The sequence below is a fragment of the Pseudomonas sp. B21-040 genome (assembly GCF_024748695.1).
Taxonomy (GTDB): Bacteria; Pseudomonadota; Gammaproteobacteria; order Pseudomonadales; family Pseudomonadaceae; genus Aquipseudomonas.
Map to the genome: position 1 here is coordinate 694,373 of NZ_CP087176.1, position 26,528 is coordinate 720,900.

A 26,528-nucleotide genomic window follows, 5' to 3' on the forward strand; every position below is an offset into this window, starting at 1 on the left:
GGTAAGCGCCTGAATTTATTGCGTTTGTGTTACAGGGTTATGACCGAATCGGTAGATTCCGATGAAAAAGTGGCACTTTGCTGTGACGTTCGCGCCGCCTGGACACGGTTACGTCCGGCGTCCTTGGCGCGGTACAGCGCCTCGTCTGCCTGGCTGGCCATCATCAGGCTGTCGGAGTGTTCGCACAGCTCCACCACGCCCGCGCTGAACGTGCACCACAGATCCTGTGGTTGGGCCGGGTAGTGGATTTCGGCAAAGCGCTGACGAATTTCATCCAACACTGTGTAAGCGGATTCGAGATCGGTGTCCGGCATGACGATCGCAAACTCTTCACCGCCGTAACGGCCGATGAAATCAGTCTTGCGCAACCGTTGCTTGAGGAACAGCGCCAGGCTTTTGATCACCCGGTCGCCCATGGGGTGGCCGTGGCTGTCGTTGACTCGCTTGAAGTGGTCGATGTCGAGCATCGCAAAGCTCAACGGCTTGCTCTCGCGGCGAGAGCGGAAGCTGCAGTCTTCGAGCAATTGCAAAATGTGCGTGTGGTTGTACAAGCCGGTCAGGCTGTCGCGGACCATTCGGGCTTTCAGATTGCGCGCCCGTGCTGCGCGGTTGCGTACAGTGGTGATCAGGTGGCGCGGCTTGATCGGTTTGGTCAGGAAGTCATCGCCGCCTTCGCTCATGGCATCGAGCTGCTTGTCCAGATCGTCTTCTGCCGACAGGTAAATGATCGGGACGCTGACGTAACGGTCGTTGTGTCGGATCACCTTGGCCAGCTCGGTACCGGTGCAGGTCGGCATGTACATGTCGAGGATGATCAGGTCAGGCTGGAAGTCCGACAGTTCGGCCATGGCCTGAATCGGATCAATCAGTGTGCGTGTGACGATCCCGGCGCTGTTCAACAGGCGTTCGGTGTGCAGGGCCTGGGCGCGCGAATCGTCGATGATCAGCACTTTGTAAGGCTCGTACTGAGCGACGCAGGTCAGGACTTCGATTTTCTCCAGCAGGCTCGAAGCCTCCAGCGTGCCGGTGAGAAACTCCTGGCCACCGGCGCGCACGGCGGCGAGGCGGGTCGGGGTGTCGGTTTCGTGCAGGCTGAAGAACAACAGCGGCAGCCGATGATCGAGACCTTCCTGGGCTTCGGCCGCCAGTTTCAGGCCAATGCCGGGGCCGCTGAAGTCCACGTCCATGACGATCGCCGCCGGCAAGCGCTCGACCATCGAGGAGCGAAACGCTGCAACGCTGTCCAGGGACTGGGCGCTGAGTCCGAAAAATTCCAGTTGCTTGGCCAGGCGCTCGGCGCGGTCGTGATCCTGCAGCATCACGTAGATGGGCTTGCGCAAGGGCGGCAGGAAGGTTTGTTCGAACTGATCGCCATGGCGCAGGCCGGTGCGCGACAGACGCTGCATCAAGCGATTGAGGTCAGTGATCAGACCGCTGCTCAGGCGTCCGCGATTGGCGTCGACAGCTTCCAGCGACTGGCCGATATGGCGCGCCAGTTGAGTGTGTTCCGGTTGTTCGAAGCGCTCGGCAAAGCGCAGCAGGCGAAGGTTGGCTTCGCTCAGTTCCGACAGGTCGGTAATGGACCACTCGCTGCGTTGCAGGCGCTGCCAGATCTCAAGAATTTGACGTGCCTGATGAATTACCCGCTGGGCAAAGTGGTGCTTGAGGCGCTCACGGCTGGGGTCTTCTGGCTCGGTCATATCCTGACTACTAGTTAGGGTAAATGCTGAGATCGACTGGTGGCTCTATGCTAGCACCTCTTTTCAATTGGATGAGTGTCGTACGTCAATAATCTGTATTGCGACGTCATTCAGTTTGTGACCGGCCAGTCGGATCGGCTCATGTAGCAGCTGGCGGAGCCTGCGTTCGGCTGCGCAGCAGTCGTGAAATCAGTCGATGTGGTGTTTCAGAAAGACCTCGCACTCAAGGTTTACGACTGCTGCGCAGCCGAACGCAGGCTTCGCCAGCTGCTACAAGGTATGTGCTTCCTTTATAGTGGCGCCTCGACGATGCAATCCTGGCTCACCGCAGCGCGCCGATTAATACGCGGCAAAACGAGGCACGATGGCGTAGGGTTGTGGTCGAACCGATGAACTCAAGTGATTGAAAGGATATCGCCATGCTGGACTGGAAGAACCGCGCGGGCAGCGCGCCTGAACGTGCCGCTGAACCGAAGTCGGCCACCCGCAGTTATTTCGGCGGCCTGCTGTTCAGCCGGGCGCTGGCCACGCTGGTCGGTCTTTACCTGCTGGTTACCATTGCGCTGGGTTGGTATTGGAGCGAGGAGCCTGCACTGTTCCCGGTTCAGCAAACGGCCCAGGTTGCCGCCGAGAAAGAAGGCAAGCAGATGGTGGTCGGCTACACCACGGTGGAAACCCTAAAGACCGTCGCCGGTACGTTGCTGACAAAACCGGGTGGCTATATTTCCAATGACCGTTTTCCGCCGGGCCTGTGGATGGACAACATGCCGAGCTGGGAATACGGCGTGCTGGTCCAGGTCCGCGACCTGAGCCGTGCGCTGCGTAAAGACTTCGCCCGCTCCCAGTCGCAGTCCGCCGAAGACGCCGATCTGGCCAAGGCCGAGCCGCGCTTCAACTTTGACAACAAGAGCTGGGTGCTGCCTTCCAGTGAGTCCGAGTACCAGGAAGGCATCAATTCCCTGAGCCGTTATCAGGCGCGCTTGTCTGATCCGAACCAGAAAAGCGCGCTGTTCTATGCCCGCGCCGACAACCTGAACAACTGGCTGGGTGACGTCGGCACTCGCCTGGGTTCGCTGTCGCAACGCCTGTCGGCCAGTGTCGGTCGGGTCAAACTCAACACTTCGCTGAAGACCGAAGTCCTCGCGCCAGGGCAAGTGCCACAGGTTGACGAAGAAATCGTCGAGACCCCGTGGATGCAGATCGACAACGTGTTCTACGAAGCTCGCGGTCAAGCCTGGGCCCTGTCCCACTTGTTGCGTGCCATTGAAGTCGACTTCGCCGATGTCCTGGCCAAGAAAAACGCCACGGTCAGCGTGCGCCAGATCATTCGTGAGCTGGAAGCCTCGCAAGAGCCGGTCTGGAGCCCGATGATCCTCAATGGCAGCGGCTTCGGCGTGTTGGCCAACCACTCGTTGGTCATGGCCAATTACATCTCCCGGGCCAACGCCGCCGTGATCGATTTGCGTCAATTGCTCAATCAGGGCTGAGTCATGGTCGATAGTTCAAAAGAGGCCGCCCATCGCGCGGCCTCGGATGCCGAACAGATCGCCTGGGTCGACGAGCAGGACAACCTGCTCGGCGCCCTGGTCCGGTCAGACTTGCGCGAGCGCGGGCTGATCGGGCGCGGTACCTACATCATGCTGTTCAATTCGGCGGGTGAACTTTGCGTGCACCGCCGAACCTTGAGCAAAGCCATTTATCCGGGGTATTGGGATGTGGCGGCAGGGGGCATGGTGCTCGCCAGCGAAACCTACGCCGAGTCGGCCGCCCGCGAACTCGAAGAAGAACTGGGTGTCAGTGGCGTGGAGCTGACCGCCCACGATCACTTCTTCTTTGAGGACACCGGTAACCGCCTGTGGTGTTCGGCGTTTTCGGCGGTGTGGGACGGCCCCTTGATCCTGCAGCCGGAAGAGGTGCTTGAAGCGCGCTTTATCCCCATCGATCAGGTGATGCTGGAAATCGAGCAAAAGCCTTATTGCCCGGACTCTTTGGCGGCGTTGAAGCGCTATTTGAAGGCTCAGCAAAGCGACGTCGCAAACAAGGCATAAATTGGCGCCGATTGGCTCTTAGCAAGTCGGCTTTTTGCCGTTACACTGCGCGACCTTTTGTAGGAGCAGAGCTTGCTCGCGAAGGACGAGTGAGCGACACGTGCTGTCTGATGCCGCGCGTTATCGTTGACGTGCATCGCGAGCAAGCTCTGCTCCTACAAGTCTGTACCGTTTCAGTAGCGCTGCCCCTGCCTGAGTGGGGCTTCGCGGTCGATAGCCTTCCCAAGTGCTGCGACCAGTCTTTGTCCTCCCAAGAGGATTGCCGGTGGCCAAAAAAGCCGCATCCTTCGCCGCCCTTGGTGGCTTGGTATTTTCCACCGACGCAGGTCGTCATTGCCCGGAATGCAGTAAACCGGTGGACGCCTGCATCTGCAAACAGACCGTTATCCCGGCCGGCGACGGCATCGCTCGCGTGCGTCGCGAAAGCAAGGGCCGTGGCGGCAAGACGGTGACGACCATCACCGGCGTGCCGTTGGCCGAAGACGCGCTCAAGGAGCTGGCCACCACGTTGAAGAAACGTTGCGGGACCGGCGGGGCGTTGAAAGACGGGATCATCGAAATACAGGGCGATCATGTCGAGCTACTCTTGGGCGAACTGATCAAACTCGGTTTCAAAGCGAAGAAGTCCGGCGGCTAGCAGCCTCTGTGAAAACCACCCTCGGCTTGATCCGGTCCTGACACCAGGCCTGGCGTCGTCTACATGGTTTTCACAGAGCCTGTTCTGACCGGTTTCTAAACTCAAACCTGAATGTGCGGTCTATCGCCCTTGCATGCAGGCTAATCGTCATTTTCATTCTTTAGACTGCGCCGGCCTGAACCCAGGCGACGCTCTATGACTTCTTTATAGGGGACTTCAATGTCCGTACGACGCACACGCAAAGACGATGGCAGCCAATGGACAGTTGCGGACAGCCGCAGTGTTTACGGGATTCGCCATTGGGGGGCCGGGTATTTCGCGATCAATGACGCCGGTCGCGTCGAAGTTCGTCCGAACGGTCCGACCAGTTCGCCTATTGATCTGTTCGAGCAAGTCGACCAACTGCGCCAAAGCGGTTTGTCCTTGCCATTGCTGGTGCGTTTCCCGGATATCCTGCAAGACCGCGTGCGTCAGCTGACTGGCGCCTTCGATGCGAACATCGAGCGTCTGGAATACCAGAGCAAGTACACCGCGCTGTACCCGATCAAGGTGAACCAGCAAGAAGCGGTCATCGAAAACATCATCGCCACCCAGGACGTCTCCATCGGTCTGGAAGCCGGCTCCAAGCCAGAGTTGCTGGCCGTGCTGGCGCTGGCGCCGAAGGGCGGCACCATCGTGTGCAACGGCTACAAGGACCGCGAGTTCATTCGTCTGGCGCTGATGGGCCAGAAACTGGGTCACAACGTCTTTATTGTGATCGAGAAAGAATCCGAAGTCGGCCTGGTGATCGAAGAAGCGGCATCGCTCAAGGTCAAGCCTCAGGTCGGCCTGCGCGTTCGCCTGTCGTCCCTGGCCTCGTCCAAGTGGGCTGACACCGGTGGCGAGAAATCCAAATTCGGTCTGTCGGCGGCGCAATTGCTGTCGGTGGTCGAGCGTTTCCGCGCGGCGGGCCTGGATCAGGGCATTCGCCTGCTGCACTTCCACATGGGCTCGCAGATCGCCAACCTGGCGGACTACCAACACGGTTTCAAGGAAGCGATTCGTTACTACGGCGAACTGCGCAACCTTGGCCTGCCGGTGGATCACATCGACGTTGGCGGCGGCCTGGGCGTGGACTACGACGGTACGCACTCGCGTAACGCCAGTTCGATCAACTACGACATGGACGATTACGCCGGTGTCGTGGTCGGGATGCTCAAGGAATTCTGCGACGCGCAGAGCCTGCCGCACCCGAACATTTTCTCCGAAAGCGGCCGTTCCCTGACCGCGCACCACGCCATGCTGGTGGTGCAAGTGACCGACGTCGAGAAACACAACGATGACGTGCCGAAGATCGACAACAAGGAAGAACTGCCGGAAACCGTGCAGTGGCTGGTTGATCTGCTGGGTCCGACCGACATCGAGATGGTTACCGAAACCTACTGGCGCGCCACGCACTACATGAGCGACGTGGCCACCCAGTACGCCGATGGCAAGCTGACCCTGGCGCAAAAAGCCCTGGCCGAGCAATGCTACTTCGCCGTGTGCCGTCGCCTGCACAACTCGTTGAAGGCGCGTCAGCGCTCCCACCGTCAGGTGCTCGACGAACTCAACGACAAACTGGCCGACAAGTACATCTGCAACTTCTCGGTGTTCCAGAGCCTGCCGGACACTTGGGCCATCGGCCAGGTCCTGCCGATCCTGCCGCTGCACCGTCTCGACGAAGAGCCGCTGCGCCGCGCCGTGCTGCAAGACCTGACCTGCGACTCCGACGGCAAGATCAAGCAATACGTCGACGAGCAGAGCATCGAAACCAGCCTGCCGGTGCATGCGCTGAACGACGGTGAAGACTACCTGCTGGGGATTTTCCTGGTCGGCGCTTACCAGGAAATCCTGGGTGACATGCACAACCTGTTCGGTGACACCGACTCGGTGAACATTTACCAGAACGCCGATGGCAGCGTGTACCACGCCGGTATCGAAACCCATGACACCATCGAAGACATGTTGCGTTACGTGCACTTGTCGCCGGAAGAGTTGATGACCCACTACCGCGACAAGTGCGCCAGTGCCCGCATCACCGCTGCCGAGCGCACCCAGTTCCTCGACGCGCTGCGCCTGGGCCTGACCCGTTCGTCTTACCTGTCTTCGTAAGGTAAGGCACTGCTCTCATCGGGTTGTCTGAAAATGTTCCGCATGCTGCGGAAATTTCAGATGACCTGGTGCGACGCTTCTTTTTTCTTAAGCGAAATGACTCACAACCACATCTATCCACGTGATGTGGTCTTCTTTTCGCGTAGGTCATTTCCTAAGTTGTACTTCGCCTCTCTACTCGGCCATGTCTCTCGGCGAGAATCCCCGGCCGCCCCTCCTGTAGAGAATCGCCGATGTTCGATCCAGTCAACGAGCCGCCATTTCGTCTGGATGTAGAGGGTCTGCCAGATCCCTTTGAGGTCTTGGCCTTTACCGGCAGTGAAGCGATCAGCGAGCCCTTTGAGTTCAATGTCGATCTGTTGGTCGATGATCCGGCTTTGGACTTGGCCAGCCTGATGTATCGCCCGGTTTTTTTGCATTTCGGACCTGCGGGGAACGGGATTCACGGGCAGTTGCATGAACTGGTCCAGGGTGGACATGACGCCACCCCCAGGCATTGTCGTGTGCGCCTGCGGCCGAAACTGGCCTGCCTGGCCCAGCGGTTCAGCCAGCGTATGTTCAGTAACCGTTCGGTACCACAGATCCTCGCTCAGGTGCTCAAGGAGCATGGCATTGCCGGCACGGATCGGCGTTTTGAGGTGAGTGGCGATTACCCCCCGCGTGATTTCTGTACGCAGTATCAGGAATCAGACCTGCAATTTTTCCAGCGGCTGTGCGCGCAGGAACGCCTGCATTACCACTTCGAGCATCACAGGCGCGGTCACTGCCTGGTCATTAGAGACGGGGCGGGGCGCGTTCGGTGTGACGCAACGATGGCCTTTACGCCCGACACCGGACACTCGGGTGTGCATCAGTTCACGCTTCACGACCGAACACAGGCCAGCGATGGTCATTCGAACCTCGCGACGCTGCGCAGCGGCCAGCGTGTCCGGCTGTCCGGCCACCCGTATGCCGACGGGAGTCGTCTCTGGTGGCTGACCCATGTCGAGCATCACGCGGGACAAGCCCCTGCATTGACGTATGGCAACCAAATCCGTGCGGTGGCCGCAGAGTTGTCTCCTATACCGCAGAGTTCGGCCGTTGGCCCCAGGATGCATGGCCTGCAACGGGCCTGGGTGGTCGAGGTCGATGAGCCGCAACCCGAAGCGTCCAGACCCGTTGCCGTGCAATTTGACTGGCTCTATCAGGGCGAAGGCGCGGCCCCCAGCCACTGCTGGTTGTCGATTTCACCTGAATTGAGCTATGCGCCCGTCAAGTCGTTGACTGAGGGCGTGGAAGTGCTGGTGAGCTTTATCGAGGGCGATCCGGATCAACCGATGATTACCGGGTTTCTCCCCGGTCCTTCCGCCGCCCCGGTCCCGGCCGAGCGACAACCCACTGCGGTGGTCGATGACGCGGTGTCGGCCGATGGATTGTTGCGTTTGTTGCGGTCCAGTGAACCGTTGGTGTTGCTGTGCCTGTTGCCCGGCGGGGGCAGTTTTATTCATTGCACGCAAACCCTTTGCACGTGCCGGGCCGCGACACAGCTTGGCCGGAGCGGTGCGGCATGATTGCCGTCCAGGCTCCCGACGTCACCCCGCAATGGCTGTTGCTCGATGTGCCGGGCGAGCCCGGGGCCGCAGAGGCGCTGCGGGAGCAGTTTGCCCAGGTCCGGCAGTTCTGGCTGTTCAACCACTGCGAATGGCAGCCGTTGAGGGAGCACGGCCCGGTGTTGATCGACCTCAAGGGACACTCGGCACTGACCGAACGTTGTCAGCGTGAACCCCACCTCTGGAACGGGTTGTGGCTGGCCAGTGACGCGTCACCGTTGCTGTTGCTCGAACATTTGCAACGCATGCTCACCGTCACCGTTGGCCTGCATCACCGCGCCTTGCTGAGCTACTACAACCCCCAGACGGCCAGCTATTTTTTCGATGCGTGCGATGCCCGGGAGTTGAGTCGCTGGCTCGGTCCGATCAGCCGGTTACGCTGGTTCGGTGGAACCTGGGCTGACCGGGCAATTGGCTGTCAGGGCTGGCAGCAGTTGTTCAATCCGGGGCTTGCCGTCGAGCCGCTGGGCATAGAGGAAGCCCTCAGTGCACGTCAGCGTGACTCATTGCAAACCTGCCTGCTGGAACAGCACGCCTGGCGCTGGAGCCAATCCACCGGGAGCGATTACACCGACCTGTGGTCCCAACTGCTGGAGGGGTTGGCGCTGGGTTTCAGCGAGCGGCCGGTGCTCGATGGATGGTTATGGTTACGCTTGCAATACCCCGGCGCTGTACCTGAACTGCCGCTGCCGGGGATCACTCAGCAGGAACGTCTCGATAGACTGCGCAATCTGTGGCAGGGCGATCAACCCTGAAGCCCCGGCCCCTATCATCCGGTGAACCAGCCATCGTTCTTGCGCAAGTACCAGGCAAAAGTACCCAGGGTCAGGCTGCGTAATAACATGAACAGCAAAAAGGTGATCCACAGCCCATGGTTGCCCAAGCCTTGCAGGGCCCAGGCGAAGGGCAGCAGCAGGATCACGGTCAACAGCATGCCGTTGCGCATTTCCCGGGCGCGAGTGGCGCCGATGAACAGCCCGTCGAGCAAGTAGCTCCACACCGCGATCAACGGCAGCGCGGCGAGGTAGGGCAGGTAGATGAAGGCGGTGTCGCGCACACTCTGAATGTCGGTCTGCATCTGGATAAACAAATGCCCGGCGAATGCAAACAGCACGGCAAAGCCCAGGCTCGCCAGCAATGACCAACCGCAAGCGACCACCAATGAACGCCGCAATGCCTCTCGATCACGCGCCCCGATGGCGTGCCCGCACAGGGCTTCAACGGCATGCGCCAAACCGTCCAGTGCGTGCGCCGTCAGCAGCAAGCCGTTAAGCAGCAGCGCGTTTGCGGCAACGGTGGCATCGCCGAGGCGAGCACCCTGCACGGTGATCAGGAAAAACACTGATTGCAGCGCCAGGCTACGGATGAAAATGTCGCGATTGACCGCCAGCAATGGCCGCCAACTCTGCCACAGCGCCAGCGCGGCCCAAACGATGTGACCGGGGTAGGCACGCAAGGCTTTGCGCGTCAGCAGCAGGCCGATCAGCGCACCGGTCCATTCGGCAATCACCGAGGCCCGCGCCGCACCGACCACCCCCCATTCCAGACCGAGGACAAACCACAGGTTCAGTGCGATGTTCACCAGGTTGGTGCTCAGCAGAATCGCCAGCGGTGCCCGGGCATTCTGGGTGCCCAGAAACCAGCCCACCAAGGCATAACTGGCCAGTGCCGCCGGCAGGCCGAACAAACGTGTGTGGAAAAATTCGCGGGTCAGTTGATCCAGTTCTGCCGACGGCTGCATGAAGTGCAGCGCGACGCTGCTCAAAGGAACGCCCGCAGCACCCAGCACAATCGACAGGCCCAAGGCCAACAACAGGCCTTGCAGCAAAATCTGCCGCAAAGCCGCACCATCCCCGCGTCCGGCGGCCTGCGCCGCGAAGCCGGTTGAGCCCATGCGCAGAAAACCCATGGCCCAGGCCAGGAAGGTATACAAGCTGGCCCCGACCGCGACGGCGCCCAGCTGATGAGCGTGGGGCAGGTGGCCGATGACCGTACTGTCGACCAATGCCACCAGCGGTACGGAAATATTCGACAGGATCATCGGCGCAGCCAGCGCCCAGACCCGACGATGGGTCGGGCGGTCGCGCCAGTCGGTAATCAGGTTGGACATGCAGGCTCCTTGGCGAAGCCGGCATTGTAGCGACAGTTGGTGATGATCGTTCCCTCGCTCTGCGTGGGAACGATCAGCAACAGGTGGGGTTAGTGAATGATCCAGCTCAACAACCAAAGCCCCAGCAGTAACCAGATAATCCCCATGATGACCGACGCATTCATAAACGCCCGAATTGCCGACCACAACAACATCAACCCCACAATCAGCGCCACGATGCTGATGATCGACGTATCCATCCCAAGCGTGCGGGACAAGCCCTCGACAAAGTTTGCGCCGGCGTGGCTCAACAGATTGAACAAGCCACTGAGGCCGTCAACGATAAAGCGGATGACCGAACCGAGCGCCTGGCCAAGCCAGTCGAAAAAACCTTCTACCTGCATGTCGTTAACGTCCTGATGAAAGTGGTTGAGCCTTGGGCCATTGATCGCGGTGGCGAGTTCCCTGCAAGCATAGTGGTTTTGCGGTGCTTGCCGCTTGCCTTCACGCAGCATCCCCCCGAAGCTATACGCCTTCAGGAGAGCCCGATGAACCTTGTTGAACTGACCGAACGCCTGCACGCCATCCGTGACCGCAACGACTGGCGGCCATTTCACAGCCCGAAAAACCTGGCCATGGCCGCCAGTGTGGAAATGTCCGAGCTGGTGGAGATTTTCCAGTGGTTGACCGAAGACCAGTCACGTCAGTTGCCGGCCGACAAACTCGCCCATGCCGGGCAGGAAGTCGGCGATATCGTGCTCTATCTATTGCTGCTGTGCAGCGAGTTGGGACTGGACATGAATGAAGTCGTGCGCAGCAAACTCGCAGACAGCGAAAAGAGGTTCAGCTGATGAGCGATCGTCATTTCGATCAACTGGCGACCCGCTTCGCCGAAAAAATCTACGGCGGAGCCAAAGGCGCGATCCGCCTGGCGGTGCTTCAGGCCGACCTGGCCGAAACCCTGCCGGACCGACCATTGCGCGTACTCGACATCGGCGCCGGTCTGGGCCACATGTCGTTGTGGCTGGCCGAGCGCGGCCATGACGTCACGCTGGCCGAGCCCGCCGAGCCGATGCTCGAAGGGGCGCGCCAGCGCTTTGCCGAGGCCGGGCAGAGCGCAACGTTCATTCAGGCGCCGTGGCAGGATCTGCTCGGTCAGCTCACCGAACCCTACGACCTGGTGCTGTGCCATGCCGTGCTCGAATGGCTGGCGGAGCCTCACGCGATTCTGCCGGTGCTGCATCAATTGACCAAGCCCGGTGGCTGGTTGTCCCTGGCCTTCTATAACCGCGATGCGCTGATTTACCGCAACCTGCTCAAGGGCCACTTTCGCAAGATGCGCAAGAACGACATGGCAGGCGAGAAGCAGAGCCTGACCCCGCAACAGCCCCTTGATCCACGCGAACTGGCGGCGCAACTTGAAGGCCTGTGGCAGGTCGAAACCCAGAGTGGAGTGCGGGTTTTTCACGACTATATGCCTGTGGAATTCCAGGCCCGCGCCGAGCTGGTGGACTTGCTCGAAATGGAACTGGCCCATCGACGTCACCCAAGCTTTGCCGGGCTTGGGCGCTATTTGCACTGGATCTGTCGACCGGTCTGATCGGAGCACGAAATGAAAAGTCGTTCAGGGTTGCTGGTGATCTGTCTCGGGCTGGCGGCCTGTCAGGGCAGCAATCCGTATGTGGCATCGTCCAACCCTATCCCGCCGGCGCCACCCGGCGCGGCCAACACCTTCGATCGCAGCGCCTACCCCGCGCCACCCCGTGACTACGGGCGTTATCGCAGTTGGGCCTGGCTCGATGGTCAACTGCCGCCGGGTACCACTTGGGCTGACTCGGCGCAGGTGGCCGAAGTGGTCAGCAATGCCCTGGATCAGCGCGGCCTGCGACCGTTGCACGATAACCGTCCAGCCGACCTGTTTGTCAGCGCCAACTTGCACCTGGAAACCCGCTTGCGTCAGGTTCAGGACGACTACGGTTATTACGGCGGCGGTTATGGCGGGTACAACCACTACGGTAACGGTTACGGGATGTACGGCAGCGTGCCGATCATCCGTACCTATCAGGAACAAGTCTTGGTGGTGCAGGTAGACATGTTCGATGCGGGCACCGGTCAACCGGTGTGGAGTGCCAGCGCCGAAACGGGCCATAACGGCAGCCAGAGCGAGCAAGCCGATGCCCTGCGAAAGGCTGTAGAAAAGGCAATGTCGGCGTATCCTCCTAGTTAGCTTCTGTAGATAAGAAGCATTTCGCAGAGTTATGCCTTCAACCGGAGAACCATCATGTTCCGCCGTCTCGTTGTACTGGCTATGGCCGCGCTGCTCAGTGCCTGCGCCGCCAACCAGGTCAATCATGACTTTGACGCCAGCCGTGATTTTGCCGCCTACCGCAGTTGGAGCTGGAAAGAACCCGCTCTGCAGTACCGTCCCGATGATCCGCGGATCAAGAGTGATCTGACCGAGCAACGCATCCGCCAATCCGTTGCCGATCAACTGGACCAGCGAGGCTTGCGTCCGGCCGCTGCCGGCACCAAGGGTGACTTGAGTGTGCAGACTTACTTGATCGTCGAAGAGCGCCAGCAACAAGTGACCACCAATTATGGCGGCGGTTATGGCAACCCTTGGAACGGTTACTGGGGCGCGCCGATGTACAACGAAACCCGCAACGTCAGCTACAAAGTGGCGACCATCCAGATCGATCTGCTCGACGGCAAGGACGGCAAACTGGTGTGGCGTGGCAGTGACGAGCAACTGCTCAGCGGCTCGCCGAACCCGACCGATCGCAGCAATGCGATTCATGAAACCGTCGTACGCATCCTGGCCAACTACCCACCCAAATTGACCCACTGACACTGCATGGGATGTCTGATGTTAACTGGCGAGTTGCCAGTCAATAAAAAACCGCTGACGTGAACGCATCAGCGGTTTTTTTTCGACTCCGGTTTTTGCGTTGCCAAACCATCAGGCCACCGGCCGCCAATGTCCGACCATGTGCTCAAGATCCCCGGCACCGACCAGCTGAAAATCACCACTGCTCCCCGCCACGCTCGCCAGCAATGTCACTTCACTGGGCAAGCGCACCGGTTTGCGAAACTGCACGGCAATCTCGATATTCGCCGTCGGCAGGTGATCGGCCAGCGCCGCCAAGGTACGTGCCTTGTTCCACAACCCGTGGGCGATCGCCGCGGGAAAACCAAACATCCTGGCGCTGAAGGCACTCAGGTGAATCGGGTTGTAATCGCCGGACACCTTGGCGTACTGGCGACCAATGTCGGCGGGCGCTTGCCAGCGGCTCACTTCGATCATCTCCAGGCTTGGGGCCAAAACGTCTTCGATCGGATCACCGTCAAGTGTGACGCCCCGGCACAGCATCTGGCTCTGCGCTTCCCAGAGCGGCCCCAATTGATCGTTCAGCGAGGTCACCAGGTCGAACGTCGCACCCTTGGCATGCGGTTGCAGATTCTGCACCTGCACGCTGACGCGTACACGACTCACCCCGCCCAAGGGACGCAAGACGCGAATGCGGTTGCTCAGGTGAATCAACCCCAACAGGGGGAACGGGAATTCCTTGGCGGTGAGCAATTGCATCTGCAAGGCAAACGCGAGGATGTGCGGATAGGTCGGCGGCAGCAACCCGTTGTCGGCAAACCCGCAGACCTTGCGATAAGCCGCCAGGCGTTTGTGGTCGACCTCGACCCAACAGTGCAAGCCCGTGGGAGGCAACGTGGTGCCGGTAATCTTGCGTCGCGTCGCCGCTCGCACGTACAACGCCGGCAGGCTCGGTTCACGGTTGAGCGTGTGCCAATCGGTCATCATCACTAGGCCCCCAAAACACTTTGTCCACAGACCCGCAGTGCTTGCCCGGTAAACGCACCCGTCCCCGGTTGCGCCAACCATGCCACGGCTTCGGCGACGTCCTGCGGCAAGCCGCCCTGGCCGAGTGAACTCATGCGTCGGCCGGCTTCGCGCAAGCCGAATGGAATGTGCGCGGTCATTTGCGTTTCAATAAATCCTGGCGCCACGGCATTGATGCTGATGCCGCGTTGACCCAGCAACGGCGCCCAGGCTTGAGCCAGGCCGATCAGCCCGGCTTTGCTGGCAGCGTAATTGGTTTGCCCGCGATTGCCGGCGATGCCACTGATGGAGGCCAGCAAAATCACGCGACCGTTGTCGTGCAGGGTGGCGCTGTCGAGCAGGGCCTTGGTCAGCATCTGCGGCGCATTGAGGTTGACGGCCAACACCGCGTCCCAGAATTCCGGCGTCATGTTGGCCAGGGTTTTGTCCCGGGTGATACCGGCGTTGTGCACCACGATGTCGACCCCGTCGGGCAAGTGTTCGATCAACTGCGCGGCAGCGTCTTCGGCGCAAATATCCAGGGTGATGCTGCGCCCGGCAAGCCGTGCGGCGAGCGCCTCGAGATCGGTTTTGGCCGGTGGCACGTCCAGCAGAATCACCTCGGCGCCATCGCGGGCCAGGGTTTCGGCGATGGACGCGCCGATGCCGCGCGCCGCGCCGGTCACCAACGCCTTGCGCCCTGCCAGCGGCCGCGTCCAGTCCTGAACGGGCGTGTCGCAGGCTTTCAACCGAATCACTTGCCCGGACACAAACGCGCTTTTGGGCGAAAGGAAAAACCGCAACGGACCTTCCAGTTGTTCCTCGGCGCCTTCACCGACATAGATCAACTGCAACGTGCCACCGCTGCGCAGTTCCTTGGCCAGCGAACGGCTGAACCCTTCCAGGGCACGCTGGGCGCTGGCGGCAAACGGGTCGTTCAAGGTCTCAGGCGCGCGCCCCAGAATGACCAGGTGCGCGCTGTGGTCGAGGTTTTTCATCAAGGGCTGGAAGAACTCGCGCAACTGTTTGAGTTGATCGGTCTGCACCAGATGACTGGCGTCGAAGACCACCGCTTTGAGTTTCGGGCCGTGACCGGGAATCCACGCGGTGGCCAGCGAGGGCTCGGTGCCGTAGCTGTAAATCGCGTCGGTCAGGCGATTGGCGAGCGCGCCGACCTTCTCCGCCAGCGGACCGCCGCCGATCAACAACGCCCCTTCGACCGGCCGCAATCGGCCGGCCTGCCAGCGCTCCAGGCGTACCGGCGACGGCAGACCCAAGGCCCCGACCAGGCGATGGCCGATGGACGAATTGGCGAAGTCGATATAACGGTCAGACATGGAACGTGCTCCGGCGGCTGGGGTTCGAAGTGTGGACCACGATTGGTAATCAGTCGTTCGATCCACGAGATAAGGCCTACGCTTGAACATTGCAGAGTAGTTGAACCTGGGTTCTGCAGGACTTGCGGGGGAATGCAGAGCCTGTGGGTTCAGGTTTGATGTTCGAATATTTCACAAGGAGCTTTTCATGACTCAGCTGCGCCGCGTCGCGATTATCGGCGGTAACCGAATTCCTTTCGCTCGCTCCAACGGGGCGTATGCCACTGCCAGTAACCAGGCGATGCTCACCGCAGCGCTCGAAGGCTTGATCGAACGCTTCAACCTGCACGGCCTGCGCATGGGCGAAGTGGTCGCGGGGGCCGTGCTCAAACTGTCGCGGGACATGAACCTGACCCGCGAGTGCGTGCTCGGTTCGCGGCTGTCGCCCGAAACACCGGCCTACGATATCCAGCAAGCGTGCGGTACCGGGCTGGAAGCGGCGTTGCTGGTGGCGAACAAGATCGCCCTGGGGCAGATCGATTGCGGCATTGCCGGCGGCGTCGATACCACCTCGGATGCGCCAATCAGTGTCAGTGAAGGCCTGCGCCGGATCCTGCTGCAAGCCAATCGCGCCAAGACCACCGCCGACAAACTGAAAACATTCCTGCAATTGCGGCCCCGGCATCTCATTCCCGAGTTCCCGCGCAATGGCGAACCCCGCACCGGTTTGTCCATGGGGCAACATTGCGAGCTGATGGCGCAGACCTGGAACATCCCCCGCGAAGAACAGGATCAACTGGCGCTGCAAAGCCACCGCAACCTGACCGCCGCCTACGCCGAGGGCTGGCACAACGACCTGATGACGCCGTTCCTCGGTCTGACCCGCGACAACAACTTGCGTCTGGACCTGACCCTGGAACAACTCGCCAAGCTGAAACCGGCCTTCGAGAAAAGCGCCAAGGGCACGATGACCGCCGGCAACTCGACGCCACTCACCGACGGTGCCTCGCTGGTGCTGTTGGGCAGTGAAGAATGGGCCAGGGCGCGTGGCTTGCCGATCCTTGCTTATCTGCGTGATGGGGAAGCAGCGGCGGTGGATTTCGTCAACGGTGCCGAAGGCCTGTTGATGGCGCCGGTGTACGCGGTGCCACGTTTGCTGGCGCGCAATGGCCTGACCTTGCAAGACTTCGATTACTACGAAATCCACGAAGCCTTCGCCGCACAGGTGCTCTGCACGCTGAAGGCCTGGGAAGATCCGCAATATTGCAAAACCCGCTTGGGGCTTGATGCGCCGTTGGGCTCCATCGACCGCAGCCGCCTCAACGTCAAAGGCAGTTCACTGGCGGCCGGGCATCCGTTTGCAGCCACCGGCGGGCGTATCGTCGCCAATCTGGCGAAGTTGCTGGACGCGGCCGTTAAGGGCCGAGGCCTGATCTCGATCTGTGCGGCTGGCGGTCAAGGCGTCACCGCGATTATCGAGCGCTGAAGAACTCCTACAGGGAATCTCGGCATCAAATAGATTTGTATGGCTCTGCTACTTGGCCTAACGTCGGCTCCATCAACCCTCTTGCGATATAAGGCTAGTTGATGCCGACTAACGGACAAATTTCCCTCGAACGGACGATACCGACGCTGACGGCTCTGCCCCGTCCGCTGTTTGCCCGGGTAGAAAGCCTGAATGCCGGTTCATGGACGCCGCCGCATCGTCACGATTGGGTGCAGTTTTCCTACGCGATCAGTGGCGTGCTCGGGGTGCATACCGCCGAGGGCAGTTTTTTTGCGCCACCGCAGTGGGGCATCTGGATTCCGGCGGACCTTGAGCATCAGGTCGTTACCTCGATGCGCGCTGAAATGCGCAGTTTGTATGTGCGCCGCGAGGATTGTGCGTGGGCGGATGGACGTTGCCGGGTGCTGGAAGTTACGCCGCTGGCGCGGGAACTGATCAAGAGTTTTTGCCTGCTGGCGGTGGAGTATCCACAGGGCGACAGCCAGGAAGCGCGGCTGGTGAGCGTGTTGCTCGATCAGTTGGCGAGTTTGCCCGAGGTGGGGTTTTCCCTGCCGTTGCCCCGGCATGAACGGTTGCTGGGATTGTGCAACGAACTGATTGAAAGCCCTGAGCAAAACGTGACATTGCAGGCCTGGGCGGAGCGCTTGGGCCTGTCGGAAAAAACCCTGATGCGCCTGTTTCAGCGCGAGACCGGGTTGAGCTTTCGCGGCTGGCGACAGCGGATGCGACTGCTGTCGTCATTGAGTCTGCTGGAGGAGGGCGACAGCGTGACCAACACCGCACTGGCATGTGGGTATGACTCGACTTCGGCGTTCATTGCCGCCTTCAAAAGCCTGTTCGGGTTTACCCCCGGCGAACTCTTCAGACAATGATTGATCGTACCCACGCTCTGCGTGGGAATGCCTCAACGGACGCTCCGCGTCTGCTTTGGGTGGGACGCGGAGCGTCCCGGGATTCATTCCCACGCGGAGCGTGGGAACGATCAAGTCACTGGTTCTATGGTGTGCCGGGGATCAGGTTCTGAACCGTCGAACCAACCCGTCCAGCTCATTCGAAAGCCCGGCCAGGCTCTGCGAATCCAGGCGCGCGGAGTTCGCCAGTTCCGCGACCAATTGCGCATCCCCATGAATCTGGCTGATGTGGCGGTTGATGTCTTCGGCCACGTGATGCTGTTCTTCGGCGGCTGTCGCAATCTGCGTGTTCATGTCACGGATCACGTCCACCGACTCGCGAATCTGCCCGAAGCTGTTACGCGCTTCGCCGATTCGGCTCACCGACTGTTGCGACACTTCCAGGCTGGCGTGCATCTGTTGGGTCACCTGGCTGGTGCGCTTGGCGAGGTTGCCGAGCAGCCCGTCGATTTCCGCCGTGGAGTCCGCCGTGCGTTTGGCCAGCGCCCGTACTTCGTCAGCCACGACCGCGAACCCGCGACCTTGCTCGCCGGCCCGTGCCGCTTCGATGGCCGCGTTCAGCGCCAGCAGGTTGGTCTGCTCGGCGATCGAGCGAATGGTCCCCAGGATCGACTGGATATCGTTGCTGTCGCGTTCCAGCTGTTGCATCGATTGCGCCGACTGTTCGATTTCCTGGCTCAAGCGATCAACGCTGCTCACCGCCGCATCAATCTGCTGCTGACCTTCACGGGCCTGACGCTGGCCACTGTCGGCCGACTCCGCCGCCTGGCTGCAGGAGCGCGCGACTTCGTTCGCGGTGGCGACCATTTCGTGGAACGCCGTGGACACCATGTCCACGGCTTCACGCTGGCGCCCGGCGGCTTCGGCCATGTCGCTGGAAACTTGGGTCGAGCTTTTGGAGGTGGCGAGAATTTTCGTCGCCGCGCCGCCGATGCTTTGAATCAGGTTGCGAATCGCCGTCAAAAACTGGTTGAACCAACTGGCCAGTTGCGCGGTTTCGTCGCTGCCACGGATTTCCAGGTTTTTGGTCAGGTCGCCTTCGCCTTGGGCGATGCCTTCCAGACCGCTGGCCACGCTGCGGATCGGGCGCACGATAACGCTGGCGAAGCTGGCACCGAGGATGGCGAAGAACACGGCCAGCACGGCGGCGATGATTGCGATCAGCCAGGTCAGTTGGGTGGCCGAGCTCATCACGTCGTTTTGCTTGATCAGGCCGATGAAGGTCCAGCCCAGTTGCTCCGACGGCCAGACGTTGGCCATGTAGCGTTCGCCGTTCAGCTCGACTTCCACCAGGCCTTTGCCGGCCTTGGCCAGTTGCGCGTAACCCTCGCCGAGGCTGCTCAGTGGCTTGAAGTTGTGCTCTGGTTGTTTCGGGTCCACCAGGACCATGCCGGTGTTTTCCAGCAGCATCAGGTAGCCGGTTTCACCCAGCTTGATCTGCTTGACGATTTCGGTGAGCTGCTTGAGCGTCACGTCGATGCTGACCACGCCGCCGTTAGTGCCCAACTTGTTGTCGATGGTGCGCACGGTACTGACGTAAGTCGCGTCGTCCTGTGCCCAGTAATAGGCCTCGGTGCGAAACGGCTTGCCCGGTTTGGCCTGGGCCGCTTTGTACCACGGACGCTGGCGTGGATCGTAGTTGTTCAACTTCGCATCGTCCGGCCAGGACACATAACCGCCGGCCGCAGTGCCGAGAATGGCATAGGCGTAGGACGGATGGCTGTTGCCCAGGTCCTGGAGGAGGCTGAAGACTTTTTTGTCTGCTTCACCCTGGGGAATGCTCTCGGCGTTGGCGCTCATGTAGGTCTTGAGGCTGTCGTCGGAGTCCTTGATCAGGGGCTGTTTGGCCAGGTAGTCGACGTTCTGGCTGATGCCGTCGAAAAACAATTGCATGGCGTTGCTGACCTGACGAATCTCACGGCCACTGCCATCGACAAAACTGTCCTTGGCATCACTGCGCAAGTTCATCACAACCAGGGTGGCGACCAGCACCACGGGCACGCAGGCGATGATTGCAAACGCCCAGGTCAACTTCTGTTTGATGTTCATCCGCGCTCCAGATTTTCTTGTAGGCCCACGCAGTGCAGATGACTCGCGGAATATTGGTAGCCGAAAACGTTGTTGGTGTACTTCGGTCCCTGAAGCGTCGTCGTTTTTCTATCAGAACGATTGTCGGACAAATTCCTTTGTCCTGAGGACTTCGGCTGCTGATGGGAGAAATTGAGTCCATATTGGAAAAATCCTACGCAGGGGTTTGCGCAAGATGTCAGCTTCTGTCGCAAATGCCTTCAAATCCCTTCGCCAACAAAGTTCGCTGGCTCAGCTATGATCTCGGCCGGTCATTGACGACCGGTGATGGATGAGCGATTAATCCGGCACATTGTGTGCTTCACGACGTTCATAGGTCGGCAACCCCTCCCCCGAACGGGTGGATTGCCGTATAACGAATGACTTTCGCGTGTTTGGTAATAAAGGACCCACAATAAAAGCTGATGAAGACTCCAAAACGCATTGAACCCCTGATCGAGGACGGTCTGGTCGACGAGGTGCTGCGCCCACTCATGAGTGGTAAAGAAGCAGCTGTTTATGTGGTGCGCTGCGGCAACGAGTTACGTTGCGCGAAGGTCTACAAGGAGGCGAATAAACGCAGTTTCCGTCAGGCGGCCGAGTACCAGGAAGGCCGCAAGGTGCGCAACAGCCGTCAGGCTCGGGCGATGGCCAAGGGCTCCAAGTTCGGCAAGAAAGAAACCGAAGATGCCTGGCAGAACGCCGAAGTGGCGGCTTTGTTCCGACTGGCCGGTGCCGGTGTACGGGTGCCCAAGCCGTATGACTTCCTCGAAGGCGTACTGCTCATGGAACTGGTGGCCGATGAATACGGTGATGCCGCGCCGCGTCTGAACGATGTGGTGCTGGAGCCGGACCAGGCCCGTGAATATCACGCGTTCCTGATTTCGCAGATCGTGCTGATGTTGTGTACCGGTCTGGTGCACGGTGACCTGTCCGAGTTCAATGTGCTGTTGACCCCGGACGGCCCGGTCATCATCGACCTGCCTCAGGCGGTGGACGCTGCGGGTAACAACCATGCGTTCAACATGCTGGAGCGGGATGTTGGCAACATGGCGTCCTACTTCGGACGTTTTGCGCCGGAGTTGAAAAAGACCAAGTACGCCAAGGAAATGTGGGCGTTGTACGAAGCTGGCACCTTGCACCCGGCCAGTGTCCTGACCGGCGAGTTCGACGAGCCGGAAGAACTGGCCGACGTGGGCGGGATCATGCGCGAAATCGAGGCCGCACGGCTGGACGAAGAGCGCAAGCAAGCGATCCGCGCTGCTGACGATGCGCCACCGAGTAAAGCCGAAGAACCGCCTCCGCCCTGGATGCAGTGATGCGCTAAACAAAAACCCGGCTTCGGCCGGGTTTTTTGTGGGTGCCATTTGTTGTAACCGCGTCGCCTCAATCGCGGGCAAGCCACGCTTGTATGTTTAGACTTGAAGGGGTGGGCGGGACTAAAAGCTCGATTCCGACTCTAGCCAGTACGGACCGTGGGAGACTTCTCGTCCCGCCCCTTCTACCCGAAGCGCCGATAAGGAATTCATCGGTAAAACCGACGATAGAGGCAAGCCAGCGCAAGGGTAAACCCCGACAAGCCCTTAAACCCTAGCTCCGAGGATTCGTCATGACAATCCTTACCTCGCCAACGGTAATCGGTATCGATGTAGCCAAGGCCGAAATCGTCGCTTACCGCGAAGACATGCAAACCACTCAACACATCAACAACGACCGAGAGACTCTTGGGCGTTGGCTCAAAGCTCTGCCTGCGCAAAGCTCAATTGCTTTGGAAGCCACCAGCATTTACCACTTGGACACGGTCGAACTGGCCCATGAAATGGGACACCGGGTTTACGTTGTGGATGCTTATCGTCTGAGCCACTACCGCGAAAGCATTGGCCAACGGGCGAAAACCGACCCTTGTGATGCGCGCCTGCTCGCGCGTTACCTGTCTAGCGAGCAGGATCGACTGCGCCTCTGGAGTCCACCTCCGCAGGCCTACAAGGTGTTGAAAAGTCTGCTTCATAGACGCGCAGAGCTTATCAATGTGCGTGTGGGCATGACGCTGAGTTGGTCAGGTGAACCGCTTCTGAAGGATGAATTGGCCCGGCAATTGAAGTCCTTCAAACAAGCGGAGCAAGCCATCCAGAAATTACTGCACAAAGTCAGCAAAAAGGCAGGCATCACCGAAAACATCAAGCGCTGCAAAGCCATTGAGGGGATCGGTGAGCTTACGGCTATGGGCTTGGCGACCGCATTCATGCGCGGTCACTTCGCCAACGGCGATGCATTCATTGCTTTTTTGGGGATGGACTTGCGAGCAAAGGATTCAGGCAAGAAGAACAGCCCTCGCCACCTGTCCAAAAAAGGCGATACGGAGCTGCGGCGCCTGGCTCACAACGCGGCGATGGCGGCTTGTCGGTCTGCCACCTGGAAACCGTACTATGAGTCCTATCTCGTCAGAGGCTTGGCAAAAACCCAAGCCCTGGTGATCCTCGCCCGCAAGCTATGCCGGGTGGCATTCGCTCTCATGAAAAACCAGAGCGAATACCAGCCAAATTTAAGGCTGCAGGGTTCCCCTGCAACATAGAATCTCCCACAAGTTTAGTGTCGGTCCCGAACGCCATGGTCGACACAAAACCTGTGGGAGCGTGGCTTGCCCGCGATGGCGTCAGACCAGACAATCCACAACAGCCATACTCCCCACACTCAAGGACTGAATGTGAACACCTCCACCCGCAACGCCCGACTGATCATTGCCGCCCGTCTGATTTCGGATTTCGGCGCCTTTCTCAACATGGTCGCCCTGGCCACCTACGTTTACCTGCTCAGCAACAGCGCCATGAGTGTCGGCATCTTCCTCGCCAGTCGTGTGGGCGGGGGGATTTTCGCCAGCCTCATCAGCACCGCGTTTTATCGCCGCTGGGTCGGGCGCATGCCGTTGATCGCCTTCGACCTGTTGCGCGCAGGTTTGCTTGGCTTATTGCTGGTGCTGCCGGTTGATCAACAGGCGCTGTTGCTCCCTGTCATCGCATTCGGCCTGGGTTTGGGTAACTCGATGTTTGCCATCGGCCTGAACAGTCAGCTGCCGCACTTGATCGATGGCGAACACCTGCTCAAGACCAATGCCTGGATCACCTCTGCCTCCTCGGCCGCGATGGTCGGCGGCAGTCTGGTGGCGGGGCTTTTGGTGGCGGCGTTTGGGTTTGAAACGGTGTTTGCGCTGAACGTGGTGACGTATCTGTTGGCCGCGTTATTCATCTTGCCACTGCGCTTTTCCATCCCGGTGACCAGTGATGGATCGACCCATGAGCGGGGTGAATGGTCGGCCCTGCGCCAAGGGCTGCGCAATGCACCGGTGGTGGCCGCGATGCTCGCCGTCACCATGGCCGACACCTTGGGCAGCGCTGCACATAACGTGGGGTTGCCGATTGTTTCCAAACTGCTGACCCCAGAATCGGCCAGCACCACGCTGGGACTGATGCTGGCGGTATGGGCCTTTGGGAAATTCATCGGTGCGCGCATTGCCAGTCGCCTGAAAGGCTCGGACAACGCCCACCTGGAGCGGCGATTTTTTCTCGGGGTGTTGCTGATGTCCTGCGGCTTCATCCTGATGTTTCAGCAGCCGACCCTGTACGGCTTGCTCCTGTTTTCCCTGCCCGCGGGGTTGGGCGACGGTTTCTCTGAGGTGGGGCTGATGTCGCGCCTGCAGCGTGAACCGGACAGCCTGCGTCTGCCGATTTTCAGCTTACTGACCCTGCTGCAAATGACCGGGTTCGGCGTCGGCATGCTGATCGCCGCGCCGTTTTACTCATGGTGGACGCCGGGGGCCGTGGTGCTGCTGTTCCACGGCATTCCGCTCACCACGTTGTTGGTGGTGAAGGGGCTGGCGATCAGGGACGAACTGGTTCGGCGCAGCAGCCCGACGCGAGATTCTTGAGGATCGGGCAGTCGGGACGATGGTCGCCCTGGCAGTGCTCAACCAGGTCTTGCAGGGTATCGCGCAGTTGGCCGAGTTCGCGAATCTTCTGGTTCAGTTCGTCGATGTGCTGACGGGCCAGGGCCTTCACATCGGCGCTGGCTCTTTGGCGGTCCTGCCAGAGGGTCAGTAACTTGCCGACCTCTTCCAGCGAAAACCCCAGGTCCCGGGAACGCTTGATGAAGGCCAGGGTGTGCAGGTCGTCGTCACCGTAAACGCGGTAGCCGCTCTCGGTACGATGGGCGGCCTTGAGCAGGCCGATGGACTCGTAGTAACGAATCATCTTCGCGCTCAGGCCGCTTTGGCGGGCTGCTTGACCGATGTTCATCGATTGTCCTCCAGGTCCTTGGGCTTCCAGGTTTTCAACAGTAACGCATTGCTCACCACGCTGACGCTCGACAATGCCATGGCCGCACCGGCCAGCACCGGGTTGAGGAAGCCGAACGCCGCCAGCGGAATGCCGATCAGGTTATAGACGAAGGCCCAGAACAGGTTCTGCCGGATCTTCGTGTAGGTCTTGCGGCTGATCTCCAGCGCCGCCGGCACTAGCCGAGGGTCACCGCGCATCAAAGTAATCCCGGCCGCGTGCATGGCCACGTCAGTGCCGCCGCCCATGGCGATGCCGATATCCGCGGCCGCCAGGGCCGGGGCGTCGTTGATGCCATCGCCGACCATTGCGACCACGCCGGTTTGTTTCAGGGTGGCGACGGTGGCCGCTTTGTCGGCGGGCAGCACTTCGGCGTGGACGTCATTGATGCCCAGCGCCTGGGCGACAACGTTGGCACTGCCGCGATTGTCACCGGTGAGCAGGTGGCTGCTGATGTTCCTTGCGCTGAGTTGTTGCACCGCCTGCAGGGCGCCTGGTTTGAGCGTGTCGCCAAAGGCGAAGAGGCCGAGCACTTTCGATTCGGGGCTTTGTTCGATCAGCCAGGACAGCGTCCGGCCTTCGGTTTCCCAGGCGGTTGCCGAGTCAGCCAATGATCCTGCGTTTAAACCACTTTCTTCCAATAGACGACGATTGCCCAATGCCAGTCGACGACCCTCCAGCGTGCCGGCGATGCCTCGCCCTGTCAGCGATTGACTGTCACTGACATCCGCCAAGTTCAAACCGCGTTCGGCGCAAGCGTCCAGCACGGCCTTGGCCAGCGGGTGTTCGCTACCCCGTTGCAGCGCGCCGGCCATTTGCAGCAGGGCGGATTCGTCACCGTCGATGGCGGTCAAATGCGCGATCCGCGGTGTGCCCGAAGTCAGCGTGCCGGTCTTGTCGAACACCACCGCACTGACTTCATGCGCACGTTCCAGCGCTTCGGCGTCCTTGATCAGTATCCCGTAGCGTGCGGCCACGCCGGTCCCGGCCATGATGGCTGTTGGTGTGGCCAGTCCCAGGGCACAGGGGCAGGCAATCACCAGCACCGCGACGGCATTGATCAGGGCTGTTTCAATCGGCGCGCCGTACAGCCACCAGCCGATGAATGTCGCCAGCGCGATCAGCAGGACGGTGGGCACGAACACCTGGCTGACTTTATCCACCAGTTTCTGGATCGGCGCCTTGGCGGCCTGGGCGTCTTCGACCAGACGAATGATGCGTGCCAACACGGTTTCCGCGCCCAAGGCCTGGGTGCGCACCAACAAGCGCCCTTCACCGTTGATCGCGCCACCGGTGACCTTGTCGCCGGGTTGCTTGGGCACCGGCAGGCTTTCGCCGCTGATCAGCGCTTCGTCGGCGTGGCTCTGGCCGTCGACCACTTCGCCGTCCACCGGGAAGCGTTCGCCGGGTTTGACCATGACCAGGTCATTGAGGCGCAGGGCACTGATGGCGACGTCTTGTTCGCGACCGTCGATCACCTGAATCGCCCGCTCCGGGCGCAAGGCTTCGAGGGCGCGAATGGCGCTGGCGGTCTGGCGCTTGGCGCGGCTTTCCAGGTATTTGCCGAGCAGGACCAAGGCAATCACCACGGCCGAGGCTTCGAAATACAGGTGCGGCATGCGCCCGGCGGCGGTGGCCCATTCGTAAAGACTCAGGCCGTAACCGGCGCTGGTGCCGAGGGCAACCAGCAAATCCATATTCCCGGCCCCGGCGCGCACGGCTTTCCAGGCTGCCACATAAAAGCGTGCGCCGAAGATGAATTGCACCGGCGTTGCCAGGGCGAATTGCGCCCAGGCGGGAAGCATCCAGTGCACGCCGAACGGCTGCAGCAGCATCGGCAACACCAGCGGCAAGGCAAGGACGATGGCCATGATCAACGCCCAACGCTCACGGTGCAGGCGCTGTTGTTGAGTGTCGGTTTGCGGGTGTTCGACTTCCCAGACGCTGGCGGAGTAACCCGCTTTGGTCACCGCCGCGATCAGGGTTTGCGGATCGACGTGGCCGAGCAGTTCGAGGTGGGCGCGCTCGTTGGCCAGGTTGACGCTGACGCTCTTCACGCCCGGCACCTTGGCCAGCGCACGTTCGACCCGGCCCACGCACGAGGCGCAGGTCATGCCGTCGATGCTCAGTTCCAGAGTGTGCCGGGGCACGCTGTAGCCGGCCTGTTCAACCGCCGCCATCAACGCCGGCAAACTGTCGCTGGGCGCCTGGACTCGGGCCTGTTCAGTGGCCAGGTTGACGCTGACGGCGGAGGCGCCGATGACTTTGCTCAAGGCGCGCTCGACACGCCCGGCGCAACTGGCGCACGTCATGCCGGCAATCGGCAAATCGAAAGTGGTGGATTCGGACATCGGTCACGCTCCCTGTAGTA

23 protein-coding genes and 1 pseudogene are annotated in these 26,528 nt (G+C 60.5%); 15 read left to right on the plus strand and 9 right to left on the minus strand.

What is annotated here, in order from left to right; translation table 11 throughout:
* Positions 1 to 29 precede the first annotated feature (29 nt).
* Positions 30 to 1,700, minus strand: coding sequence for a PleD family two-component system response regulator (locus LOY55_RS03070; RefSeq protein WP_046032989.1), 1,671 nt, complete (start codon positions 1,698 to 1,700; stop codon positions 30 to 32).
* 419 nt (positions 1,701 to 2,119) lie between these two features.
* Between LOY55_RS03070 and LOY55_RS03075 the strand changes: the two genes are divergently transcribed.
* The 6 genes from LOY55_RS03075 to LOY55_RS03100 all read left to right on the plus strand — a co-directional run bounded on the left by LOY55_RS03075 (position 2,120) and on the right by LOY55_RS03100 (position 8,862).
* Positions 2,120 to 3,187, plus strand: coding sequence for a DUF2333 family protein (locus tag LOY55_RS03075; RefSeq protein ID WP_077432417.1), 1,068 nt, complete (start codon positions 2,120 to 2,122; stop codon positions 3,185 to 3,187).
* 3 nt (positions 3,188 to 3,190) lie between these two features.
* Positions 3,191 to 3,748, plus strand: coding sequence for an NUDIX hydrolase (locus tag LOY55_RS03080; protein ID WP_077432418.1), 558 nt, complete (start codon positions 3,191 to 3,193; stop codon positions 3,746 to 3,748).
* 265 nt (positions 3,749 to 4,013) lie between these two features.
* Entirely contained in the window at positions 4,014 to 4,385 is a 372-nt protein-coding gene (locus LOY55_RS03085; protein WP_046032986.1) for a translation initiation factor Sui1, read from the plus strand.
* Positions 4,386 to 4,604: 219 nt separating this feature from the next.
* Positions 4,605 to 6,518, plus strand: a complete 1,914-nt coding sequence (speA, locus tag LOY55_RS03090) for an arginine decarboxylase (RefSeq protein ID WP_077432419.1) — start codon at positions 4,605 to 4,607, stop codon at positions 6,516 to 6,518.
* Between the two features lie 233 nt (positions 6,519 to 6,751).
* On the plus strand, positions 6,752 to 8,068 hold the full coding sequence (locus LOY55_RS03095) for a type VI secretion system Vgr family protein (protein WP_223523448.1): 1,317 nt from the start codon (positions 6,752 to 6,754) through the stop codon (positions 8,066 to 8,068).
* Positions 8,065 to 8,862 carry a DUF4123 domain-containing protein gene (locus LOY55_RS03100; protein WP_223523446.1) on the plus strand — a complete coding sequence of 266 codons (798 nt, stop codon included), beginning with the start codon at positions 8,065 to 8,067 and terminating at the stop codon, positions 8,860 to 8,862. The genes LOY55_RS03095 and LOY55_RS03100 overlap by 4 nt, the downstream gene beginning before the upstream one ends.
* Before the next feature lie 14 nt (positions 8,863 to 8,876).
* Here LOY55_RS03100 and LOY55_RS03105 read toward each other — a convergent pair whose 3' ends face one another.
* Positions 8,877 to 10,217 carry an MATE family efflux transporter gene (locus LOY55_RS03105; protein ID WP_109785504.1) on the minus strand — a complete coding sequence of 447 codons (1,341 nt, stop codon included), beginning with the start codon at positions 10,215 to 10,217 and terminating at the stop codon, positions 8,877 to 8,879.
* A gap of 89 nt (positions 10,218 to 10,306) precedes the next feature.
* On the minus strand, positions 10,307 to 10,600 hold the full coding sequence (locus LOY55_RS03110; protein ID WP_077432444.1) for a hypothetical protein: 294 nt from the start codon (positions 10,598 to 10,600) through the stop codon (positions 10,307 to 10,309).
* A 144-nt stretch (positions 10,601 to 10,744) separates the two neighbouring features.
* Here LOY55_RS03110 and LOY55_RS03115 point away from each other — a divergent pair, with 144 nt between their 5' ends.
* Genes LOY55_RS03115 through LOY55_RS03130 form a run of 4 tightly spaced genes read left to right on the plus strand, consistent with a single transcriptional unit; the run spans position 10,745 to position 13,044 of the window.
* Positions 10,745 to 11,047, plus strand: a complete 303-nt coding sequence (locus tag LOY55_RS03115; RefSeq protein WP_046032981.1) for a MazG-like family protein — start codon at positions 10,745 to 10,747, stop codon at positions 11,045 to 11,047.
* Complete coding sequence (locus LOY55_RS03120) at positions 11,047 to 11,796, plus strand: methyltransferase domain-containing protein (RefSeq protein WP_046032980.1); 750 nt, start codon at positions 11,047 to 11,049, stop codon at positions 11,794 to 11,796. The genes LOY55_RS03115 and LOY55_RS03120 overlap by 1 nt, the downstream gene beginning before the upstream one ends.
* Before the next feature lie 12 nt (positions 11,797 to 11,808).
* Entirely contained in the window at positions 11,809 to 12,423 is a 615-nt protein-coding gene (locus tag LOY55_RS03125) for a DUF4136 domain-containing protein (RefSeq protein ID WP_046032979.1), read from the plus strand.
* Positions 12,424 to 12,477: 54 nt separating this feature from the next.
* Positions 12,478 to 13,044 (plus strand): DUF4136 domain-containing protein, encoded by a 567-nt coding sequence (locus LOY55_RS03130; RefSeq protein ID WP_046032978.1) that lies wholly within the window; start codon positions 12,478 to 12,480, stop codon positions 13,042 to 13,044.
* 111 nt (positions 13,045 to 13,155) lie between these two features.
* Here the strand turns inward: LOY55_RS03130 and LOY55_RS03135 are convergent, their stop codons facing one another.
* Together LOY55_RS03135 and LOY55_RS03140 are read right to left on the minus strand one after the other, a co-directional pair.
* Positions 13,156 to 14,010, minus strand: a complete 855-nt coding sequence (locus LOY55_RS03135) for a MaoC/PaaZ C-terminal domain-containing protein (RefSeq protein ID WP_223523444.1) — start codon at positions 14,008 to 14,010, stop codon at positions 13,156 to 13,158.
* Between the two features lie 2 nt (positions 14,011 to 14,012).
* On the minus strand, positions 14,013 to 15,365 hold the full coding sequence (locus LOY55_RS03140) for a 3-oxoacyl-ACP reductase (protein ID WP_223523443.1): 1,353 nt from the start codon (positions 15,363 to 15,365) through the stop codon (positions 14,013 to 14,015).
* Between the two features lie 187 nt (positions 15,366 to 15,552).
* Between LOY55_RS03140 and LOY55_RS03145 the strand changes: the two genes are divergently transcribed.
* Entirely contained in the window at positions 15,553 to 16,830 is a 1,278-nt protein-coding gene (locus tag LOY55_RS03145) for an acetyl-CoA C-acetyltransferase (protein ID WP_223523441.1), read from the plus strand.
* Between the two features lie 101 nt (positions 16,831 to 16,931).
* Entirely contained in the window at positions 16,932 to 17,723 is a 792-nt protein-coding gene (locus LOY55_RS03150) for a helix-turn-helix transcriptional regulator (RefSeq protein WP_223523440.1), read from the plus strand.
* A 141-nt stretch (positions 17,724 to 17,864) separates the two neighbouring features.
* On the opposite strand, the gene LOY55_RS31110 is transcribed toward LOY55_RS03150, so the two are convergent.
* Both LOY55_RS31110 and LOY55_RS31115 read right to left on the minus strand, forming a co-directional pair.
* Positions 17,865 to 18,632 carry a methyl-accepting chemotaxis protein gene (locus LOY55_RS31110; protein ID WP_371916749.1) on the minus strand — a complete coding sequence of 256 codons (768 nt, stop codon included), beginning with the start codon at positions 18,630 to 18,632 and terminating at the stop codon, positions 17,865 to 17,867.
* Between the two features lie 90 nt (positions 18,633 to 18,722).
* Positions 18,723 to 19,811 (minus strand): annotated as a pseudogene (locus LOY55_RS31115) (cache domain-containing protein); the annotation flags it as partial.
* 443 nt (positions 19,812 to 20,254) lie between these two features.
* Here LOY55_RS31115 and LOY55_RS03160 point away from each other — a divergent pair.
* From LOY55_RS03160 to LOY55_RS03170, 3 genes are all read left to right on the plus strand, one after another.
* Positions 20,255 to 21,148, plus strand: coding sequence for a PA4780 family RIO1-like protein kinase (locus tag LOY55_RS03160; protein WP_046032972.1), 894 nt, complete (start codon positions 20,255 to 20,257; stop codon positions 21,146 to 21,148).
* Positions 21,149 to 21,438: 290 nt separating this feature from the next.
* Positions 21,439 to 22,401 (plus strand): IS110 family transposase, encoded by a 963-nt coding sequence (locus LOY55_RS03165; RefSeq protein ID WP_046031124.1) that lies wholly within the window; start codon positions 21,439 to 21,441, stop codon positions 22,399 to 22,401.
* A gap of 132 nt (positions 22,402 to 22,533) precedes the next feature.
* Complete coding sequence (locus LOY55_RS03170) at positions 22,534 to 23,751, plus strand: MFS transporter (RefSeq protein WP_258667646.1); 1,218 nt, start codon at positions 22,534 to 22,536, stop codon at positions 23,749 to 23,751.
* Here LOY55_RS03170 and cueR read toward each other — a convergent pair.
* Together cueR and LOY55_RS03180 are read right to left on the minus strand one after the other, a co-directional pair.
* The gene (cueR, locus tag LOY55_RS03175) at positions 23,705 to 24,118 is read right to left on the minus strand and encodes a Cu(I)-responsive transcriptional regulator (RefSeq protein WP_046032970.1); all 414 of its coding nucleotides are present in this window, start codon (positions 24,116 to 24,118) and stop codon (positions 23,705 to 23,707) included. The two genes, LOY55_RS03170 and cueR, sit on opposite strands and share 47 nt — an antisense overlap.
* On the minus strand, positions 24,115 to 26,508 hold the full coding sequence (locus LOY55_RS03180; protein ID WP_109785510.1) for a heavy metal translocating P-type ATPase: 2,394 nt from the start codon (positions 26,506 to 26,508) through the stop codon (positions 24,115 to 24,117). The genes cueR and LOY55_RS03180 overlap by 4 nt, the downstream gene beginning before the upstream one ends.
* Positions 26,509 to 26,528 lie beyond the last annotated feature (20 nt).